At 45.8% G+C, this 16982-nt stretch carries 15 protein-coding genes; 8 read left to right on the top strand and 7 right to left on the bottom strand.

The window, feature by feature from the left end:
- Positions 1 to 147: 147 nt before the first annotated feature.
- The 7 genes from AC27HD_RS06760 to AC27HD_RS06730 all read right to left on the bottom strand — a co-directional run bounded on the left by AC27HD_RS06760 (position 148) and on the right by AC27HD_RS06730 (position 9101).
- Entirely contained in the window at positions 148 to 2172 is a 2025-nt protein-coding gene (locus AC27HD_RS06760) for a HAMP domain-containing methyl-accepting chemotaxis protein (protein WP_032096310.1), read from the bottom strand.
- Positions 2173 to 2488: 316 nt separating this feature from the next.
- Positions 2489 to 3304, bottom strand: coding sequence for a symmetrical bis(5'-nucleosyl)-tetraphosphatase (locus AC27HD_RS06755; RefSeq protein ID WP_032096311.1), 816 nt, complete (start codon positions 3302 to 3304; stop codon positions 2489 to 2491).
- A 9-nt stretch (positions 3305 to 3313) separates the two neighbouring features.
- Positions 3314 to 3688 (bottom strand): Co2+/Mg2+ efflux protein ApaG, encoded by a 375-nt coding sequence (gene apaG, locus AC27HD_RS06750; protein ID WP_032096312.1) that lies wholly within the window; start codon positions 3686 to 3688, stop codon positions 3314 to 3316.
- Positions 3689 to 3696: 8 nt separating this feature from the next.
- Positions 3697 to 4524, bottom strand: coding sequence for a 16S rRNA (adenine(1518)-N(6)/adenine(1519)-N(6))-dimethyltransferase RsmA (rsmA, locus tag AC27HD_RS06745; protein WP_032096313.1), 828 nt, complete (start codon positions 4522 to 4524; stop codon positions 3697 to 3699).
- Complete coding sequence (gene pdxA, locus AC27HD_RS06740) at positions 4521 to 5507, bottom strand: 4-hydroxythreonine-4-phosphate dehydrogenase PdxA (protein ID WP_032096314.1); 987 nt, start codon at positions 5505 to 5507, stop codon at positions 4521 to 4523. The genes rsmA and pdxA overlap by 4 nt, the downstream gene beginning before the upstream one ends.
- Before the next feature lie 14 nt (positions 5508 to 5521).
- Positions 5522 to 6805 carry a peptidylprolyl isomerase SurA gene (gene surA, locus AC27HD_RS06735; protein WP_032096315.1) on the bottom strand — a complete coding sequence of 428 codons (1284 nt, stop codon included), beginning with the start codon at positions 6803 to 6805 and terminating at the stop codon, positions 5522 to 5524.
- Between the two features lie 61 nt (positions 6806 to 6866).
- On the bottom strand, positions 6867 to 9101 hold the full coding sequence (locus AC27HD_RS06730; RefSeq protein WP_487104581.1) for an LPS-assembly protein LptD: 2235 nt from the start codon (positions 9099 to 9101) through the stop codon (positions 6867 to 6869).
- A gap of 412 nt (positions 9102 to 9513) precedes the next feature.
- Between AC27HD_RS06730 and djlA the strand changes: the two genes are divergently transcribed.
- The 8 genes from djlA to acpS all read left to right on the top strand — a co-directional run bounded on the left by djlA (position 9514) and on the right by acpS (position 16968).
- Positions 9514 to 10389 carry a co-chaperone DjlA gene (djlA, locus tag AC27HD_RS06725; protein WP_487104579.1) on the top strand — a complete coding sequence of 292 codons (876 nt, stop codon included), beginning with the start codon at positions 9514 to 9516 and terminating at the stop codon, positions 10387 to 10389.
- 96 nt (positions 10390 to 10485) lie between these two features.
- A complete protein-coding gene (gene xerD / locus AC27HD_RS06720) occupies positions 10486 to 11412 on the top strand; it encodes a site-specific tyrosine recombinase XerD (protein WP_052010201.1) in 927 nt (308 codons plus the stop codon).
- A gap of 261 nt (positions 11413 to 11673) precedes the next feature.
- Positions 11674 to 12378: a bifunctional protein-disulfide isomerase/oxidoreductase DsbC gene (gene dsbC, locus AC27HD_RS06715; RefSeq protein WP_487104714.1), complete on the top strand. Its 705-nt coding sequence runs from the start codon at positions 11674 to 11676 to the stop codon at positions 12376 to 12378.
- Between the two features lie 308 nt (positions 12379 to 12686).
- Positions 12687 to 14408, top strand: a complete 1722-nt coding sequence (gene recJ, locus AC27HD_RS06710; protein WP_487104577.1) for a single-stranded-DNA-specific exonuclease RecJ — start codon at positions 12687 to 12689, stop codon at positions 14406 to 14408.
- Positions 14409 to 14489: 81 nt separating this feature from the next.
- The gene (locus AC27HD_RS06705) at positions 14490 to 14771 is read left to right on the top strand and encodes a hypothetical protein (RefSeq protein ID WP_487104575.1); all 282 of its coding nucleotides are present in this window, start codon (positions 14490 to 14492) and stop codon (positions 14769 to 14771) included.
- Positions 14772 to 14908: 137 nt separating this feature from the next.
- Entirely contained in the window at positions 14909 to 15619 is a 711-nt protein-coding gene (gene recO, locus AC27HD_RS06700; RefSeq protein WP_032096318.1) for a DNA repair protein RecO, read from the top strand.
- Positions 15620 to 15743: 124 nt separating this feature from the next.
- The gene (pdxJ, locus tag AC27HD_RS06695) at positions 15744 to 16481 is read left to right on the top strand and encodes a pyridoxine 5'-phosphate synthase (protein ID WP_032096319.1); all 738 of its coding nucleotides are present in this window, start codon (positions 15744 to 15746) and stop codon (positions 16479 to 16481) included.
- Positions 16482 to 16587: 106 nt separating this feature from the next.
- Positions 16588 to 16968, top strand: coding sequence for a holo-ACP synthase (gene acpS, locus AC27HD_RS06690; protein WP_487104572.1), 381 nt, complete (start codon positions 16588 to 16590; stop codon positions 16966 to 16968).
- Positions 16969 to 16982: the final 14 nt, after the last annotated feature.

The following is a 16982-nucleotide window of genomic DNA, read 5'->3' as shown; positions in this document are numbered from 1 at the left end:
CGCAGATGTAGATGGCAACTAGATTGCATTTAGCTGGCGAGGGCGGGGGATGGCGATAGAGATGACGGATGCAGAAAAGCGTTTACAATAAAAAGCCCCGCATTAACAAGGTTAATACGGGGCTTTTTCGCATTATTAGATGGTAATTTACACCTTAAATTGGCGAATAGACTGCTGAAGTTCATCAGCAAGCCTTGCAACCTCATGGCTTGACTCAGAGGTTTGCTGAGCACCTGCGGTAGTCTCTTCAGCAATGCCTACAATAGTTTCAAGCTTCTGACTGATTTCTTGTGAAACCGTATTTTGCTCTCGGGCAGACTGCTCAATTTGAGAGCTGACATCATGGGCTCTGTGAACCGCATCAGAGATGATATCAAGCGCCTGCGTTGCTTTCTCAGTCTGTGAAACACAGGCCGCAGTCTGCTCTTTACCTTGATTCATCACAGCTACTGCACGTTCAGCACCTGCCTGAAGCACTTCAATCATGGCATTAATTTCCTGCGTAGATTGCTGCGTACGGCTTGCCAAGGTTCTTACTTCGTCAGCAACCACCGCGAAACCTCTGCCTTGCTCACCAGCACGAGCAGCCTCAATGGCAGCGTTTAGTGCAAGCAGGTTAGTTTGGTCTGCAACTCCACGAATCACATCAAGGATACCGCCAATGCTCGCGCTATCTTGATGTAGCTTGTTAATAACGTCGGCAGCGTCTTGAACGTCTTTCGCCAATATCTCAATGGTGTTTTTGTTTTCAAGGGAGATTGAGCGAACGTTTTCTGCTTCTTTGTCAGCATGACGAATTTGGCTAAGTGTATCTTCAGCGCTCTGCACAACTAATTGAGACGTAGAATGCATCTCTGTGGTGGCAGTAGCGACCTGACCAATTTGAGACTTCTGATCTTGAATGGAGTGAGTCGTTTGCGCAGTCACGGCCGAGGTTTGTTCCGATGCAGCGGCTAATTGCTCTGCACGAACATTAATACCAGTGATAAGCTCTTTTAAATTGCCGATAAGCGTGTTGCAGTTTCTTGCTAGTAAACCAAATTCATCCTGAGCAGAATCATCAAGACGATGAGTAAGATCACCAGAGGACGCCACGGTAAGTAGCTCGTTTACTCGGCTTAGCGGAAGCGTAATAGCGCGAACGGTGATGTAACCGATAAATGCAGCGACGGCGATTGACGCAAGTACAACAACAATAACGAAAGTGTTACCCGTAGTGATGGCTGAGTTTACTTGTGTTTCTATATCGCTGGCTTTCTTGTCAGCTAAGGTCAATAAACGGCTTAGCTCCAACGTACCTTGATTTATGTTAGCGTCAGAGGCGTTCAGCGCTTGTTCTGCGTCATTACGACGCTCAAGTCTGTCTACGTGAAGCTGCATCACACCATCACTCGCCTTAATAGCGTTGATGGCGTCGTTGACTAAATCGTTTATATCATCAAGGGTTCCAGAATCGTCGCGGCCATCGGCAGCTGCGTTCATTTCACTTAACTGAGTAACCACCTTGTCGACAACTAAATCAACTTCATTACCCAGTGTTTGAGAGCGTTGTAGTGTCTGCGTTTTAATGTACTCATAAGATACAGTGAGCAAAGACAGAAGAGAGGTTTCAAGTTCGCTACCAATTTCAGATGCACGGCGCAGCTCAGGAATACGCTGAACCGAGTCTAAATCAGAAAAATCGAGAAGGTAGGTTGATGCGTCATCAGCATTATCTTCTGCGTCACCTAGACGGTCCGCGATGGTGTTGCGCAGATCAAGATACTGCTTGTGATTGGCATACATAGCATCTACGTTCTTGGTGTAGGCTTCATAGGCGTCGCGAACTGAATTGAGGGAGCCCTGTAGCTCAGCATCTTTGCTGACAGCTTGCGCTAGCTGGTTGTACTCAGAATCAAAGGTATCTTGTGCGGCATTGAATGAATTACGCTTTTCTGACAGACCAGATAGCTCTTCTTCTATATAACTTTCGAAGGTAAGTCGGCCCATATTCAGGAAGCTCGCTTTAAGCGCATTACTTCCCGCAACACTCGGCAGAGCGACGTCGTTAACTTCTTCAGTTGCTGAACCAATGGAGTTGAGGTTGACGAGGGACACAATACTCACAACAATGAGCAGCGCACTTATCGCTACAAATCCACCAATGACGCGAGTGGCTACGGTTATTTTCATCGGAACTCCTGATGGGTGTTTTTGTTTTTCTTTTCCACAATATTACCTCGCAAACCGTTCAAAATATACCTCATTGTTTATGGTGTGGCTTAGCGTTGAGCATATTTAGTGTGCATTTTTATTACGGGACATTAAAATAATGTATCGACTACAACTACTTAATGTTTACCCCTATTCTTAAATTTATGACATTTATTTTTAGGTATGACCAGTCGCGTCGCTAAGAGCCGCCTATTTTAGGGCGGCTTAGAGTTGTAAAGCGCGAGATAAGAAAAGGGAATTAGGAGGAGAAGGTATATGGAAAGTGCTTTTACCCTCAAGCAGTGAGCGTGATGAGCTCACCAGATGTATGGTTCATTAGGGTTAAGGTTTGTCCCCACACATAGCCAGTATCAAGACCAACGAATTGAGGCGACTGTGTCTCACCAGAAAGGGCAGCCCAATGACCAAATATGACCTTTTGCTTGGCTTTTAGCTTCGGGTTTTGCAGCTTAAACCATGGCTTGATGTCATCTGTCGCGCTATCGGGATGGGATTTGTTGTCAAAATTGAGCTCCCCTGATTCCGTGACAAAGCGCATTCGCGTACACGCATTGACAGTAAAGCGGCGCTGCTCTTCTTTGCTAAGTTCTTTCGACCATTTCACTGGCGTGTTGCCATACATCGTTTTTAAGAGGTTGACGTAATCAGGCCCCTTTAAGGCTTCAGACACCTCATTACTGAGCGACAGTGCTTTTTTCATTGACCAGCTTGGATAAAGACCAGCGTGGACAATTAGCGTGTGTTTGTCTAACTTGGCCGCTAAGGGAAACTGGCGCAGCCATGTCTCTAGCTCTTTGACATCGCTGGCGTTTAGCAGAGGGTCTAAATTGTCAGACTTTTTGGCATTGTGAATATGATTGAGCGTAGCCAAGAAGTGGAGGTCGTGATTGCCAAGTACGCTAGAAAAACTGTTTCCAAGGGACTTTAAAAATCGCAGTGTGCTGAGGGAGTCTTCTCCGCGTGCCACTAAGTCGCCCACGGCGTAAAGCGTGTCTTTGGAAGGGTCAAACTTGGCTTTGTCTAAAATGCGTCGTAACCCATCGTAGCAGCCCTGAATATCGCCAATGACATAAGTGTTGCCTTTAGCCATCATTCATCCTTAATGCAGTATATGGGGAATCGCAAGTCTAAATACATCGATAGGGAGTCTGAAGCGCTCACCATTTTCGCGCTCCATTTCATAATACCCTTCCATGTTGCCTACAGGGGTATCGATTACCGCGCCACTGGTATATTCAAAACTTTCATTAGGTTTCAGTATAGGCTGTTTTCCCACAACACCTGCACCCTCAACCTCAGACGTTTTTTCATTTGCATCAGTAATACGCCAGTAGCGATTAATCAACTGAACGGTTTCATCACTCTTGTTTTCAATCGTAATGTGATAGGCAAATGCGAATTGCGCGGAATCGGAGGGGAGATGTTCAGGCAAGTGGCGAGTTTTCACTCGCACTTGGATATCTAATTCATGCATAGAAAAAACTAAGACTCTTGGTGGTATTCTTTGCTAGAAACGGCATTTGCAATGGTAGCAAAATCAGTCAGTGAGAGCGTTTCGGCGCGACACTTCGGGTCGAGGCCCAGCTCAGTGATTTCTTCTTCACTTAAACAGTCTTTCAAAGAATTACGAATTGTTTTTCTGCGCTGGTTAAATGCTTGAGCACAGACTCTTTCAAGGGTGCTTAGCGATTCTACCTGAACAGGCGGTACACTGTGAGGTACAAGTTTAACAACCGCTGAATCTACTTTAGGCGGCGGGTTAAAAGCACCTGGTGGTACATTTAGTACAGGAATAACATGACAGTAATATTGCGCCATTACCGAAAGGCGGCCATAGCTTTTTGAACCAGGGCCAGCGGCCAGTCTGTTTACCACTTCTTTTTGCAGCATAAAGTGCATATCTTCAATGCAGGGCGCGTGATCAAAAAGGTGAAACATAAGTGGCGTTGAGATGTTGTATGGAAGATTGCCAAATACTCGAAGCTTACGGTCGCTATCAGGCATTTCTTTTGATAATGCGCAGAAATCCATTGTCATTGCATCTTGCTCAATAACGTTGAGCTTTTCACCATTAAACGGGTGTTGACGCAGGCGCTTGGCCAAATCTCTATCAAGTTCAATAACAGTGAGTCTGTCTACTTCTTCGCATACCGGGTCGGTAAGCGCGCCTAAACCCGGTCCTATTTCAACCAAGTTTTGTTCATTTTTGGGGGCGATAGCCGCAACAATCTTTCCAATCACATAATCGTCGTGAAGAAAGTTTTGCCCAAATCGTTTTCGTGCCGTGTGGCCTAAGTGTGTTTTACTCATTGTTGATGCTGCGCAAGCTCAATGGCTTTTTCCAATGCTTTTCTGAAACTACCGGCGTCGGCATTTCCAGTACCGGCTAAATCAAGCGCAGTACCGTGGTCTACCGATGTACGAATGAAGGGTAAACCCAGAGTGATGTTTACCGCCGCGCCGAACCCCTTGTACTTTAACACAGGTAAGCCCTGGTCATGGTACATCGCCAACACAACGTCGGCATCTTGCAGGTATTTAGGTTGAAAAATGGTGTCTGCGGGGAGTGGGCCGATGATATCAAGCCCTTCTTCGCGAAGCTCGTTGAGGGCAGGCGTGATGGTACGGATTTCTTCAGTACCAATATGACCGTCTTCTCCCGCATGAGGGTTCAGTCCACACACGTAAATACGTGGTTCTTTAATACCAAATTTAAGCTTTAAATCGGTATGAATAATATGAATCACTTTGTGAAGGCGAGTGCCCGTAATGGCTTTTGCAACATACTCTAAAGGAATATGTGTGGTGGCCAGTGCAACGTTGAGCCCTTCTGTAGAAAGCAACATCACCACATCAATCGTATTTGACTGGTAGGCAAAAAACTCAGTGTGACCACTAAAAGAAACACCCGCTTTGTTAATAATGCCTTTGTGAACTGGGCCAGTCACCACAGCATCAAAATCACCATCAATGTTGGCCTGGCAGGCTTGGCGCAGTGTTTCCACTACGTACAGGCCGTTCTCACTATCGAGTGTACCGGCAACAACGTCTGCCGACTTATCGATATGCTTTATAAACAATGACCCCGGCGCTTGAATATCAGCGTTGTCGGGGTCGTAATCGACTAGTGTTAAAGGAATGCCAAGATCCTTGGCACGTGCCGTAAGCATATCGCTATCGGCAAATACAACAAGCTGAGCTTGCCATTCTTCTTGGGCCAGTTTAATGATCAAATCTGGCCCGATGCCCGCTGGTTCGCCCGGCGTTACTGCTATTTTAATTGGTCTGCTCATGAATAACTTATAGTTTAAGACTCGATAACTTCGATATACGCTGCGTCGCGCATTTCACGAAGCCAGTTTTCTGTTTCTTCGGCAAACTTCCTATTAAAGATCAGCTGATAGGCCTTTTCTTCTTTGCGCTTATCAGTTGCATCGTCAACGCGACGTTCAATAAGCTGAATTAAATGCCAACCGTGAACTGAGCGCACAGGCTCACTAAACTCACCTGGCTCAAGGTTTGCCAGCGCGTCTTTAAATGCAGGTACGTAGTTATCTGGGTTAGACCAACCAAGATTTCCGCCGCGAAGGGCTGAACCAGGGTCTTCTGAATATTCTTTAGCCAGCTCTTCAAATTCAGCTTCGCCAGCTATTACGTCTTCTTTAAAACCAGCAAGCATGTCCTTCGCTTTATCTTCACTAAGAATAATAGAAGGCTTAACCAAAATATGACGAGAATTAACTTCTTGCACCGTCACTTTCTCAATACCGCGGGTATCAACGACTTTTAGTATGTGGAAACCGGCGCCACTTCGAATGGGGCCTACCAATGAATCCACTTCTTTGTTTTGCACGGCTTCAGCAAACAGCGTCGGCATTGCGTTGATGTTTAACCAACCCATGTCACCACCTTCAAGGGCTTCATTACCCGACGATGATGCGATAGCAATTTTAGTGAAATCTGAGCCAGACTCGAGTAACGAGATAACCTTTTCCGCTCTTTCACGAGAGGCTTGGATATCTTCGTCGGTAGGGTCGGCAGGGAAACCGATAAGAATATGACCAAGGCGGTATTCTGCTTGCTCTGCACCTTGCTGCTCTATAAGACCCATTAACGTATCAATTTCTTGTGGCGTAATATAAACACGACGACGAACATTGGCCCGTCTAACTTCGCCCATGATGATTTCTTCACGAATGTCTTCGCGGTAGTCGTCATACGCAATGCCTTCTGCAGCGAGTTGAGTTCTCAATTGTTCCATAGAGGCATTTTGATTTGCCGCAATGTTACCAATGGTTTGCTCTAGCTGTGGATCGCTAATTTGAATACCCATACGGTCAGCCATTTGAAGCTGAAGATTTTTGGTTATTAAGCGCTCAATGGCCTGAGTTCTTAGGGCGCGATCTGAGGGAAGCTCTTGATTGTTCGCCTCTGCGTTGCGCTTTACTTCTTTTACTAGTGCAGCGATTTCGCTTTCTAGCACTACACCTTGGTCAACAATCACGGAAACGCGATCAAGCATGACCTCTTGTGCCATACTGCTAAATGAGAGTACTGCACCTAACATCAATGCACGGATAATGAACTTCATACACACTCTTTTATTATTGGTTAATGTATTAACGCACGTTTAATCGGTGCGTAATTACGGGTTAATTTAAACTATAAGGCTGTCGATAGCCAAACATACCGTCTTCCAGCATGCTTCTTCTGCTCGCCATCGAGCCAATTCCTTTGAAAATAAACTGCAGTGAAACCCCTGAGTCAAAATCGTCTGTGGTTTGCTCACCATTGTCGTTAAAACGATTGTTAAGCGTTCGCTGGGCCACAAAGCGCACAGCCCAGCAGCAAGATTCATATTGCAGGCCTGCGTAGGTTTCGACACTGCGGTTTCTTTCTAAATCTCTGTACGTTCTGCCAACCCATTGCCAGTTTTTGTTAATAGGCCAGCTGGCAGATATTCCAATTTGATCAATTGTCTCGCCACTTAAATTGCGAACATAACGATGGCTAAGTTGAAGAAAGCGAGATGCATCTTTTCTGTATTCTATTCCAACGCTGCTCAAGTCAACCTTATCGGTGTCGGTGGTTACCTGAACGTCGGAGTGGAAATACCAATTTTGGTCAAAGCGCCAGTCTATCTCGGCGGCAAGGGCAGAACGGTCCTGATCTTTTGTTGCTGCTATCACCTTGTTGTCTTCAAGATAGAATATCTGACCCACACTAAGAACAAATTGTTCCCGATTGTTTTTATCTAACATGCGAGTCGTTGCGCCAAGGGTAATTTGATTGTTGTCGTTAATGCGGTCAAGGCCTGTGAATTCCTGCCCGCGAAACAGGCCTTCAACGTCGGTTAAAAGGGCCGTGGAGTCGTATAAACCAATAGCAGTTTGGTCTTCATATGAGGTATACAAATACTGTACTTTTGGTTCGAAGGTCATGGACAGTTCATCATTAAACCAAGAGGTATCTCTTTCAAAATATAGCGCACCGTACAGTCTTGCTTGCCCAAGACTTCGCTCTACATCTTCTTCTAATGCGGTCCCTTCAACATTATCTTGCTTGTATACGGTTTGAAACAGCGACGTTTCAGCTACCACTTCTCCCCATGCCGCTCGTAAAGGTAACGCCAATGTAGGAGCGATGTGAAAACGTGTGGCCGTTGGCGCGGTATCAAGTGTGTTGTCGAAATGGGCTATTTCCGAGTCTAAGCTGAACTCAAAATAGCGCCACATTTCGGTACTGTAATTAACTTTTACTTGAGGTACTGCGCGATAACTGTCGGCGGTATCTCCAAGCACTTCAAAGTCTTTTACCTCAACGTTGACTGATAAGTTTTCGTCGTAATAACTAAGTCCGACGCTGCGATATAGGTGAGTGTCGGAACGGCTGTAATAATCAGAACCAAGGTCAAGCAGATAGTTATCGTCGCTTAATCCATTAAAATCGATATTGAGTAGCCAGTTATCACCAACAAGCCCTTGATGTTGTAATCGATAAAAATAGCGGTCTGGATTACCGTCAATATCGCTATCGCTTGGAAGGTATTCCACATAGGCCATACCCTCACTTTTTTCCGTTAAGTAACGAAATTCAGTATTGAGCTGAACCCCGCGTCTCGTCATTAAGCGAGGAGAAATGGTCATGTCGTAATTAGGGGCAATATTCCAGTAAAAAGGTTGGGTGTAGTCTACGCCTGTTCGACTAGAGCTGGTTAATTCTGGAAAAAGCAGACCTGTCTGACGCTCATTGCTCACAGGAAAAGCAAAGTAGGGCAGGTAAAATACGGGGACGTCAGCGATATAAAAGCGAGTGTGCTTGGCTTGGCCCCACGCGGTGCCTTTCTCCAGGCTTATTTCGCTGGCCCTGATTAACCAGTCTTCATCGCCTTCTGGGCATGTGGTAAAGCTGACTTCCTTAAGTACTATCCCAGTATCGGTGTCCAACACAATATCTTTCGCTGCGCCCTGACCAACAAAACCGGTGAGTTCATACTTGGTATTGGTCATTTCTAAGCGTTCTTCTTCAGAACGCAATGACACAGTATCGCTTTGCACTTTTAGCGCTGAATCTTGGTAGGTCACATCGCCCTTGGCGATAACATCTTTGCCACCGCTGTTCACTTGTGCTTGAGATGCACTAATCACCGCAGTGTCCGAGGTTATATCAACGTTGCCAGAGAACAGAGCTACCTTGTTTTCAACAATCTCAGTACGATTTGCTTCTACCTTTATATGGCCTTTTTCCATTAGCTTATTGCTACTGAACGAAACCGGTTCAGCACTGCAAAAAGCCAACGGAGCAGCTATCGATGTGGAGGTGTCCTGTGCAAACGCGACGATAGGCAATAGAGTCGCGAAAACGAGCAAGGCGCAGGTATTTTTCATGCGTAAAAAGGCGGCCTGTTAAATAATATAATGCGTTTAACCCCGTATAAGACGCTGTAGGTCTTTTTAAGTTCGGTGCTGTGTTTAAAATGTGCTGGCGGCAGACGTTTTAAACGCAGCGGGCCAAGTTGAAAGACTGTCGATACACTGTCGAGAGACCGCCAACGTTTAATGTAGACTACAGCCGGTCAATTCTAAGCACTTCTGAACCAATTACCAACCGTTCGTCCAAAAAAATATCACAATAATACGCATTTTTAGGTTGAAGTAGGGCGTTTTACACACAATAACCCTCTAAGAACGGCAAATACATCAAACATTGCTGCTTCACTGTAGGCATGTCTTTGATATAGTTGTTGTGAAAATCACAAAGCTGATGTTGCCAAAGGTAGCACTACAGGAGCGCAATTTAATGTCTTTTTGGGGTAAGGTTCTCGGAGCCCTCTTTGGTTTCATGTTTTTGAAACATTTTCTTGGCATCGTTTTAGGGTTAGTGGTTGGCCACTTCTTCGACAAAGCATACAGCCAAAACTTCAATAGAATGGGTGGCTTTGGCCGATTCTTCAGCGACCAAAACTCCCTCAAACAGCAGGCCATATTCTTTCATAGTTTGTTTAGTGCCCTTGGACATCTCGCAAAGTCTGATGGGAAAGTGACAGACAGAGAAATTCAGATAGCCACTTCGCTAATGGATGAAATGCAGTTAACCGGTGATGCCCGTCGCGAGGCCCAAGATGCATTCAGAGAAGGGAAAGCACGAGACTTTCCGCTTGCCGATATGCTCAAGGGCTTTTATGAGGCAACGCATGGTCGACGAGATATTCTACAAGTGTTTTTGGAGATTTTGATCCAAGCTGCATTTGCCGACGGCCAGCTTTCACAAGAAGAATATGTGGTGCTTGAAAAAGTCGCTAAGCCTCTTGGTTTTAGACGTCGTGACCTCGACTACTTAATTTCTATGTTTGAAGCTGAGCTTCGCTTTCGCCAGCGGGAAGGACAGCAAGGAGGCCAGCGAGGACAAGCAAACGGTAGACGTCAGCATTCACGCCAGCAGCAAGCGCCTTATTCCGCGCAGCAGACCCTCGATGATGCCTATCGTATTTTAGGCGTTAGCGCATCAGACGATGAAAAAACCATTAAACGGGCCTACCGCAAGCGAATGTCAGAGCATCACCCGGATAAGCTGATTTCAAAAGGTTTACCTGAACAAGCCATGGAGATTGCAAAGAAAAAAGCGCAGGATATTCAGTCTGCCTATGAGCTTATTAAACAGCGACGTGACTTTTAATATGGCGTGCAGTGCGTTTTCAAACGGGGATTTAAACGGAGCTTTTGATGGGCTTTTTTTGAGGTTTTCAAATGCTAACGCTATTGTGATATTTCCATGACACAGACAACAAGACAGTTAACCTATGTGCCTGCCGCTAGCCAAGCGCACATTGATAATTTTATTGAGATGCTGTGGCTAGAAAAAGGACTATCTGAGCATACCCAGCAAAGTTACCGAACCGACTTAAAAAAACTTGCGATTTACTTTAACAACGAGGGAGTTAAAGACCTTGCTGTTGTCACTACTGAACAGCTTCAAGACTATTTAGCCTACCGCTACGAACAGGGCCTATCGAGTCGAAGTACTCAGCGGGCGTTAAGCGCTATAAGGTCGTTCTATGTATTTTTGATTGCTAAACAGGTTCGCGTAGACAGCCCAGTGTCGACCCTGTCTAACCCCAAAACGCCCAAATCATTGCCGACTTCACTCAGCGAACAGCAAGTGGAAGACCTATTGGCAGCGCCGCTCACTGACGATCCTATCGAGTGTCGAGATAAGAGTATGCTTGAAGTGCTGTATGCCACTGGCCTTCGAGTGAGTGAGCTAATTGGGCTGACCATGGATCAGATAAGTTTGCAGCAAGGCGTGGTTCGCGTAGTCGGTAAGGGCGATAAAGAGCGCTTAGTGCCCCTTGGCGAAGAGGCCATCGAGTGGCTCTTAGTGTATATCAAAACGGCAAGGCCTATGCTGGCTACCAAGCAATCTGACGTGGTGTTTTTAAGTCGCCGAGGGCAGCAAATGACCCGTCAGACCTTTTGGCATCGTATTAAATATTATGCTGTGAAAGCGGGAATAGAGCAGCACTTGTCTCCCCACACATTAAGACACGCTTTTGCCACTCACCTTTTAAATCACGGCGCTGATTTAAGAGTGGTACAAATGCTATTGGGGCACAGCGATTTATCGACAACGCAAATATACACCCACGTAGCCACCGAACGACTGCAAACGCTCATTCACAGCCACCACCCGAGAGGGTAGCAGTGCAAAGAGAGTGAGACAGGTTAACCAAAAGGTGACTCGTACCGAAAGCTGTGGAACAGGCAAAAGTCGCGACAAACGGATGCTTCCACCTACCTTAATTCCAACCGCCTATGGTACGATTAAAAAAATAAATGGGGTCAGAACCACATTTTTATAATGCGTCGTTGCGACGTGCCGCATAAACTGCGCCAGCGTCAACCATCATCCGCGGCCATGTGAGTCCAATTGGAGAAGTCTAAAGTGAAAGTAGTAAAAAACATCGCAATTAACGCCATCGCTGTTGCAGCAGTCATGATGAGTAGTGTTACTCAGGCTGCCGATGACGCCGCAATTCAACAAAAACTTAGCTCAGTATTAGGCTTAACCGTAGATTCAATTGCCGATTCCCCTGTTCCTGGTTTAGTTCAAGTTTCTACAGACAGAGGCTTTTTCTACATCAGCGATGATGGTCAGTTTCTTATTCAAGCTCGCGTGCTCAATATCGATGAAGGGATGCGAGATGAGACCGAGGTAGCAATGACGTCGTTAAGACTTAAGGGCGTAGAAGAAATGGAAGCGTCGTCTATCACATTTAAAGCCAAAAATGAGAAGCACGTGATATCAGTGTTTACCGATATCACCTGTGGTTACTGCCGCAAGCTTCACAATGAAATTGGCGAGTTAAACGACAACGGTATTACGGTAAACTATTTAGCTTTTCCTCGCGCCGGGCTAAACAGCGAAAATTATGATGACATGGTATCGGTATGGTGTGCTAAGAATCCTCAGCAAGCCCTGACCAATGCAAAAGCCGGCGACAATGTTGCATCGGCTACGTGTAAAAACAAAGTGGCTGAGCAATATAAGCTCGGTCAGAAACTTGGTGTAAACGGCACTCCTAACATTATTTTACCAGATGGCTCACTTATTCCTGGTTACCAACCAGCCTCACTTATTGTCAGCGCTTTAGAGCAAGCGGGTTAATAGTAGAGCCTGTTAATAAGCTGCGCTCGTCAAAAAGCAATGCTCGTAAATAAACAGTGACAGTGCGGGAGTCTTTCCCGCTTTGTCATCTTTCAGTTCTCTAACTTCTTTTTGATGCCTCAGATTTTTGATCACCCAATGTCACGGTTCTTCATCACGTGTTTTAGACTTATGCTGCGAAGTGAGTCCGCGTTAAATTTAAATTTAAATGGCAAGGCACACTGGTTTCATTGAATCACTGTACCCCTTTCTACCTCTGCGATAGAATCGATACCTCGAAACAACGCTTCATTACTTAGTGGTACCCCATGATATTGCCTATTGTGCGCCGAGAGTTAAGCCCGAATATGCTTAGTTCACAGTTACATCCAGTTATCGATAGAATTTATAGAGGCAGGCAAGTCAGTCATACCGATGAACTTGAAAATGGCCTTAAAGGGCTTACCCATTACAAAGCGCTAAAAGGAATAGAAGCTGGTGCTGCGCTGCTTGCTGATGCAGTAGAGCAGAATAAGCGTATTATTATTGTTGGAGACTTCGATGCCGATGGGGCAACCAGCATCGCCGTATGCTTGTTATCAATGAGGCTAATGGGCTTTAACAACATCGATTATTTGGTTCCCAACCGCTTTGATTTTGGTTACGGCCTTAGTGTGCCTATCGTCGATGTGGCCATAGAGCGGGATGCCGACGTTATTGTTACCGTGGATAATGGTATTTCCTGTATCGACGGTGTCACCCATGCTAAAGAAAAAGGCTTAGAGGTAATCGTTACCGACCATCATTTGCCTGGCGATACACTTCCGCCTGCTGATGCCATTGTTAACCCGAACCAACCCGGCTGTACCTTCCCATCAAAAAATTTGGCCGGTGTTGGCGTTTCTTTTTACATTATGCTGGCCATTAAGGCTGAGTTACAGCAACGCGGTTACTTTGAACGAAGCGGCGTAGTACCCCCAAACTTAGCCACACTACTTGATATTGTTGCCGTAGGCACGGTGGCCGATGTGGTGGTTCTTGATAAAAACAATCGAATTCTGGTTCACCAAGGTTTACAGCGCATACGCGCCGGTAAATGTCGACCGGGTATAAAGGCGCTGGTGGAAGTTGCTAATAGAGAGTGTTCACATCTGACTTCTACCGACTTAGGATTTGTTGTTGGCCCACGTTTAAATGCCGCTGGGCGTTTAGACGACATGTCGCAAGGCATTGCCTGCTTGCTAGAAGACGATAAGATTCAAGCGAGAATGATTGCCGCTGAACTTGACGCGTTAAATAAAGAGCGTCGAGAAATAGAGACAGGCATGAAGGCGCAGGCTGAAGAAGCACTAGAAAAAATGTCAATTGATGAAGGCGATATGCCTGCAGCGCTGGTTGTATATCGCGCAGACTTCCACCAGGGGGTCATCGGCATTGTGGCAGGGCGATTAAAAGAAAAGTATTTAAAACCCGTTATTGCCTTTGCTCATCAAGATGACGAGGTGATTAAAGGCTCGGCTCGCTCTATCCCGGGGGTGCATATTCGAGACGTGCTTGATGAAGTTAACACCCGATACCCCAATGTTATTGATAAGTTTGGCGGCCACGCGATGGCGGCAGGGTTAAGTTTACCGGTAGCTAAGCTAGCTGAATTTGAACAAGCTTTTGTGGACATTACTCAGGCTCACATGGACAAACTCGACACTGCGCATGCACTGTTATCCGACGGAGACTTGGGCACAGAGGAGTTATCATTGCCATTTGCCCATATGCTGCGTCAAGCAGGACCCTTCGGACAGGGGTTTGAGTCGCCGCTTTTTGATGGTGAATTTCAGTTGGTCGACCAGCGATTGGTAGGGCAAAAACACCTAAAAATGGTTGTTAAGTCAAAAGAGGGCACGGAAATCGACGCCATTGCGTTTAATGTTGATTTAAAAACGTGGCCTAATGCCATGGTGAAAAATGTGCATATTGCCTATAGACTCGATATTAACGTGTTTCGCGGTCAGGAGTCTGTGCAGCTTATCATTGAGCAGATTGATGCTGCATAGCAGCAAACGGCAGTGTTTGTTGCGCAGGCTGCGGCCAGCAGCGCGAAGCTTATATTAGCAAAGCATAAAAGGTTGGAAACGGTGAAAAGCGAAAGAGAAAAGCTTGTAGAAAAGCATAGCAAGCTTAATCAAACGGACAACGCCAAAGTGGTCTCTCACGTTCAACGGGAAGAAAAAGACGGCGACTGGATCCGGCACACTATTATGTTAGAAGGCATTGATGTGCCCTTTATTTATCGGCGCAAGCACAATTATAAATCCCTCAAGGGTGCTAGGGTAAACCTAACCTACTATCGACACGTTGAAGAGGTTGCCGGTATTGAGTTTGAAACCATGAAGGTGGTTCGGGTAAAACGCAGTTAATTTAGTTAGGCTGGTTAAGTTAATCAAATAAGTTAACGCCGTTAATTCAAGTTAAACACAAGCCATACAACGGCCATAAACGGCTTAGAACAGACTAACGTAGACACGTTGAAGACGTTACGGTTGAGCGAAAAATAATGAATAATGAATGGTTAACTGCGTACGTACTGCACCGTCGTCCTTATCGAGAAACCAGCTATATTGTGGATTTTTTCACCCTAGAAGAAGGTAGGGTAAGCGCTGTAGCGAAAGGCGTTAAAAATAGTAAATCAGACAAAAAAAGTTTATTGCAGCCTTTTCAAGCGCTGCGTCTTCAGCTTAGCGGCAAATCGGAATTAAAAAACTTACGCCACGTAGAAAGTACCGCTCCTTCCATTATTCTGCCCGGTACAACCTTATTTTGTGCCATGTATGTCAATGAACTTTGCAATCGCATTATGCCTATTGGGTTAGCAAGCGACCTGGTTTTTGAGGCCTATCAAGATGCCCTTGCGTCATTGAGCGAGCAAGGCGACGTAGAGATAACACTGCGCCAATTCGAGTTTGCCATTCTCGATGAAATGGGGCTACTTCCCGATTTTACCTTAGATGTAGAATACGAGCTTCCCGTTGAAGTCTCTCGCCAATACAACTTTCAAGCAGAAGCGGGGTTTGTGGTTATTCCTGAAGACGCATTACATCTTAAAGGGTTTCCAGGAGAGGCCTTACTAGACCTTGCACAAGGTGAGTTCACACCACTGAGTAAACGCGTGGCGAAAGTCCTTTGTCGTGATTTACTGCGACCATTAATTGGCGACAAACCCTTAAAAAGCAGAGAGCTTTTTAGCCGTATGGCGCCAAAACGCTAGCGAGATCTGTTGTAATAGCTGAGAGCAGAAATTATTTTCTGTTAACACAAGCCGTTAGCAATCTAATTATCAGCAAAAATTTGATACACTTCACCGCGTAAATAATCACTTATTAGGCAGGTATATGAGCTCAATTTTGTTAGGCGTAAACATTGATCACATTGCAACACTGAGAAATGCACGAGGTACACACTACCCAGACCCTGTGCATGCAGCAGACATCGCGGAGCGCGCGGGCGCCGATGGAATAACGGTTCACCTTCGTGAAGATCGCCGACACATTAAAGATAGAGACGTAAGAATTCTTGCTCAAACTATCAATACACGTCTAAATTTAGAAATGGCAGTCACTGATGAAATGCTGGCTATTGCTGAAGAAGTGAAACCTGTATTTTGTTGCCTTGTGCCTGAAAAGCGTGAAGAGCTAACTACAGAAGGTGGCCTTGACGTAGCGGGTAACCTCGATGTTATGAAAGCGGCCTGCAAGCGCCTTGCCGCAGCCAACATTCAGGTATCGCTGTTTATCGATGCCGATAAAGCACAAATTGATGCAGCGGTAGCTTGTAAAGCGCCTTATATTGAAATTCACACGGGTCAATATGCCGAGGCAGAAAACGAGCAGCAACAAGAAGTAGAGCTCGCTCGATTGGTTGAAGGTATTGAGTATGCCGATAGCTTGGGCCTAAAAGTAAATGCAGGGCACGGTTTGCATTATCACAACGTTAAACCTATAGCCGCCATTAAGCAGCTAATAGAGCTTAACATTGGACACGCCATTATTGCCCGCGCCGCCTTCGATGGCTTGCACACAGCCGTTGCCGATATGCGCAAACTTATGTTGGAAGCAAGAGCCGGTATTTAATGGGGTATGGTGCTAGCGGTACTCATTTGGTATGAGCGCTTTGTTTATAGTAAGCACTAGCACCGTCTAATGCCAACTATCTGGTTTTATGAAAAAGGAAAGTTGAGTGGCCATAGCAGGGTTAGGCACCGACATTGTAGAAATTGTGCGCTTAGGTAAAGACGAGGGAGCAATGCTGAGGCTTGCCAAGCGCGTATTAACCTCCAACGAACTGCAGCAGTTTGAACAGCACCGCACACCACAGCGATTTTTAGCCAAGCGCTTTGCAGCGAAAGAAGCGGCAGTAAAAGCGTTAGGTACAGGTATCGGCAATGGGATAAGCTGGCAACATATCGAGGTTCAAAACAACGGGCTGGGTGCGCCTACACTGGCGTTTAATGGTGAATTTGCGGCGCGTTGCGAAGCGCGTGGGATAACCAACAGCGTTATTAGCATTTCTGATGAACAGCACTATGCTGTTGCTACTGTTATTCTTGAATCAGCATAAAATATAAATTCCTT

The organism is Alteromonas sp. 4NS20-0143, from assembly GCF_057542855.1.
Note: the sequence above shows the minus strand (reverse complement) of the source record. Positions and strands in the feature narration are given on the sequence as shown.

Coding starts and splice junctions, on each gene's coding strand:
- AC27HD_RS06760 (WP_032096310.1), bottom strand. CDS start 2,172: ATGAAAATAACCGTAGCCACTCGCGTCATTGGTGGATTTGTAGCGATA.
- AC27HD_RS06755 (WP_032096311.1), bottom strand. CDS start 3,304: ATGGCTAAAGGCAACACTTATGTCATTGGCGATATTCAGGGCTGCTAC.
- apaG (WP_032096312.1), bottom strand. CDS start 3,688: ATGCATGAATTAGATATCCAAGTGCGAGTGAAAACTCGCCACTTGCCT.
- rsmA (WP_032096313.1), bottom strand. CDS start 4,524: ATGAGTAAAACACACTTAGGCCACACGGCACGAAAACGATTTGGGCAA.
- pdxA (WP_032096314.1), bottom strand. CDS start 5,507: ATGAGCAGACCAATTAAAATAGCAGTAACGCCGGGCGAACCAGCGGGC.
- surA (WP_032096315.1), bottom strand. CDS start 6,805: ATGAAGTTCATTATCCGTGCATTGATGTTAGGTGCAGTACTCTCATTT.
- AC27HD_RS06730 (WP_487104581.1), bottom strand. CDS start 9,101: ATGAAAAATACCTGCGCCTTGCTCGTTTTCGCGACTCTATTGCCTATC.
- djlA (WP_487104579.1), top strand. CDS start 9,514: ATGTCTTTTTGGGGTAAGGTTCTCGGAGCCCTCTTTGGTTTCATGTTT.
- xerD (WP_052010201.1), top strand. CDS start 10,486: ATGACACAGACAACAAGACAGTTAACCTATGTGCCTGCCGCTAGCCAA.
- recJ (WP_487104577.1), top strand. CDS start 12,687: ATGATATTGCCTATTGTGCGCCGAGAGTTAAGCCCGAATATGCTTAGT.
- recO (WP_032096318.1), top strand. CDS start 14,909: ATGAATAATGAATGGTTAACTGCGTACGTACTGCACCGTCGTCCTTAT.
- pdxJ (WP_032096319.1), top strand. CDS start 15,744: ATGAGCTCAATTTTGTTAGGCGTAAACATTGATCACATTGCAACACTG.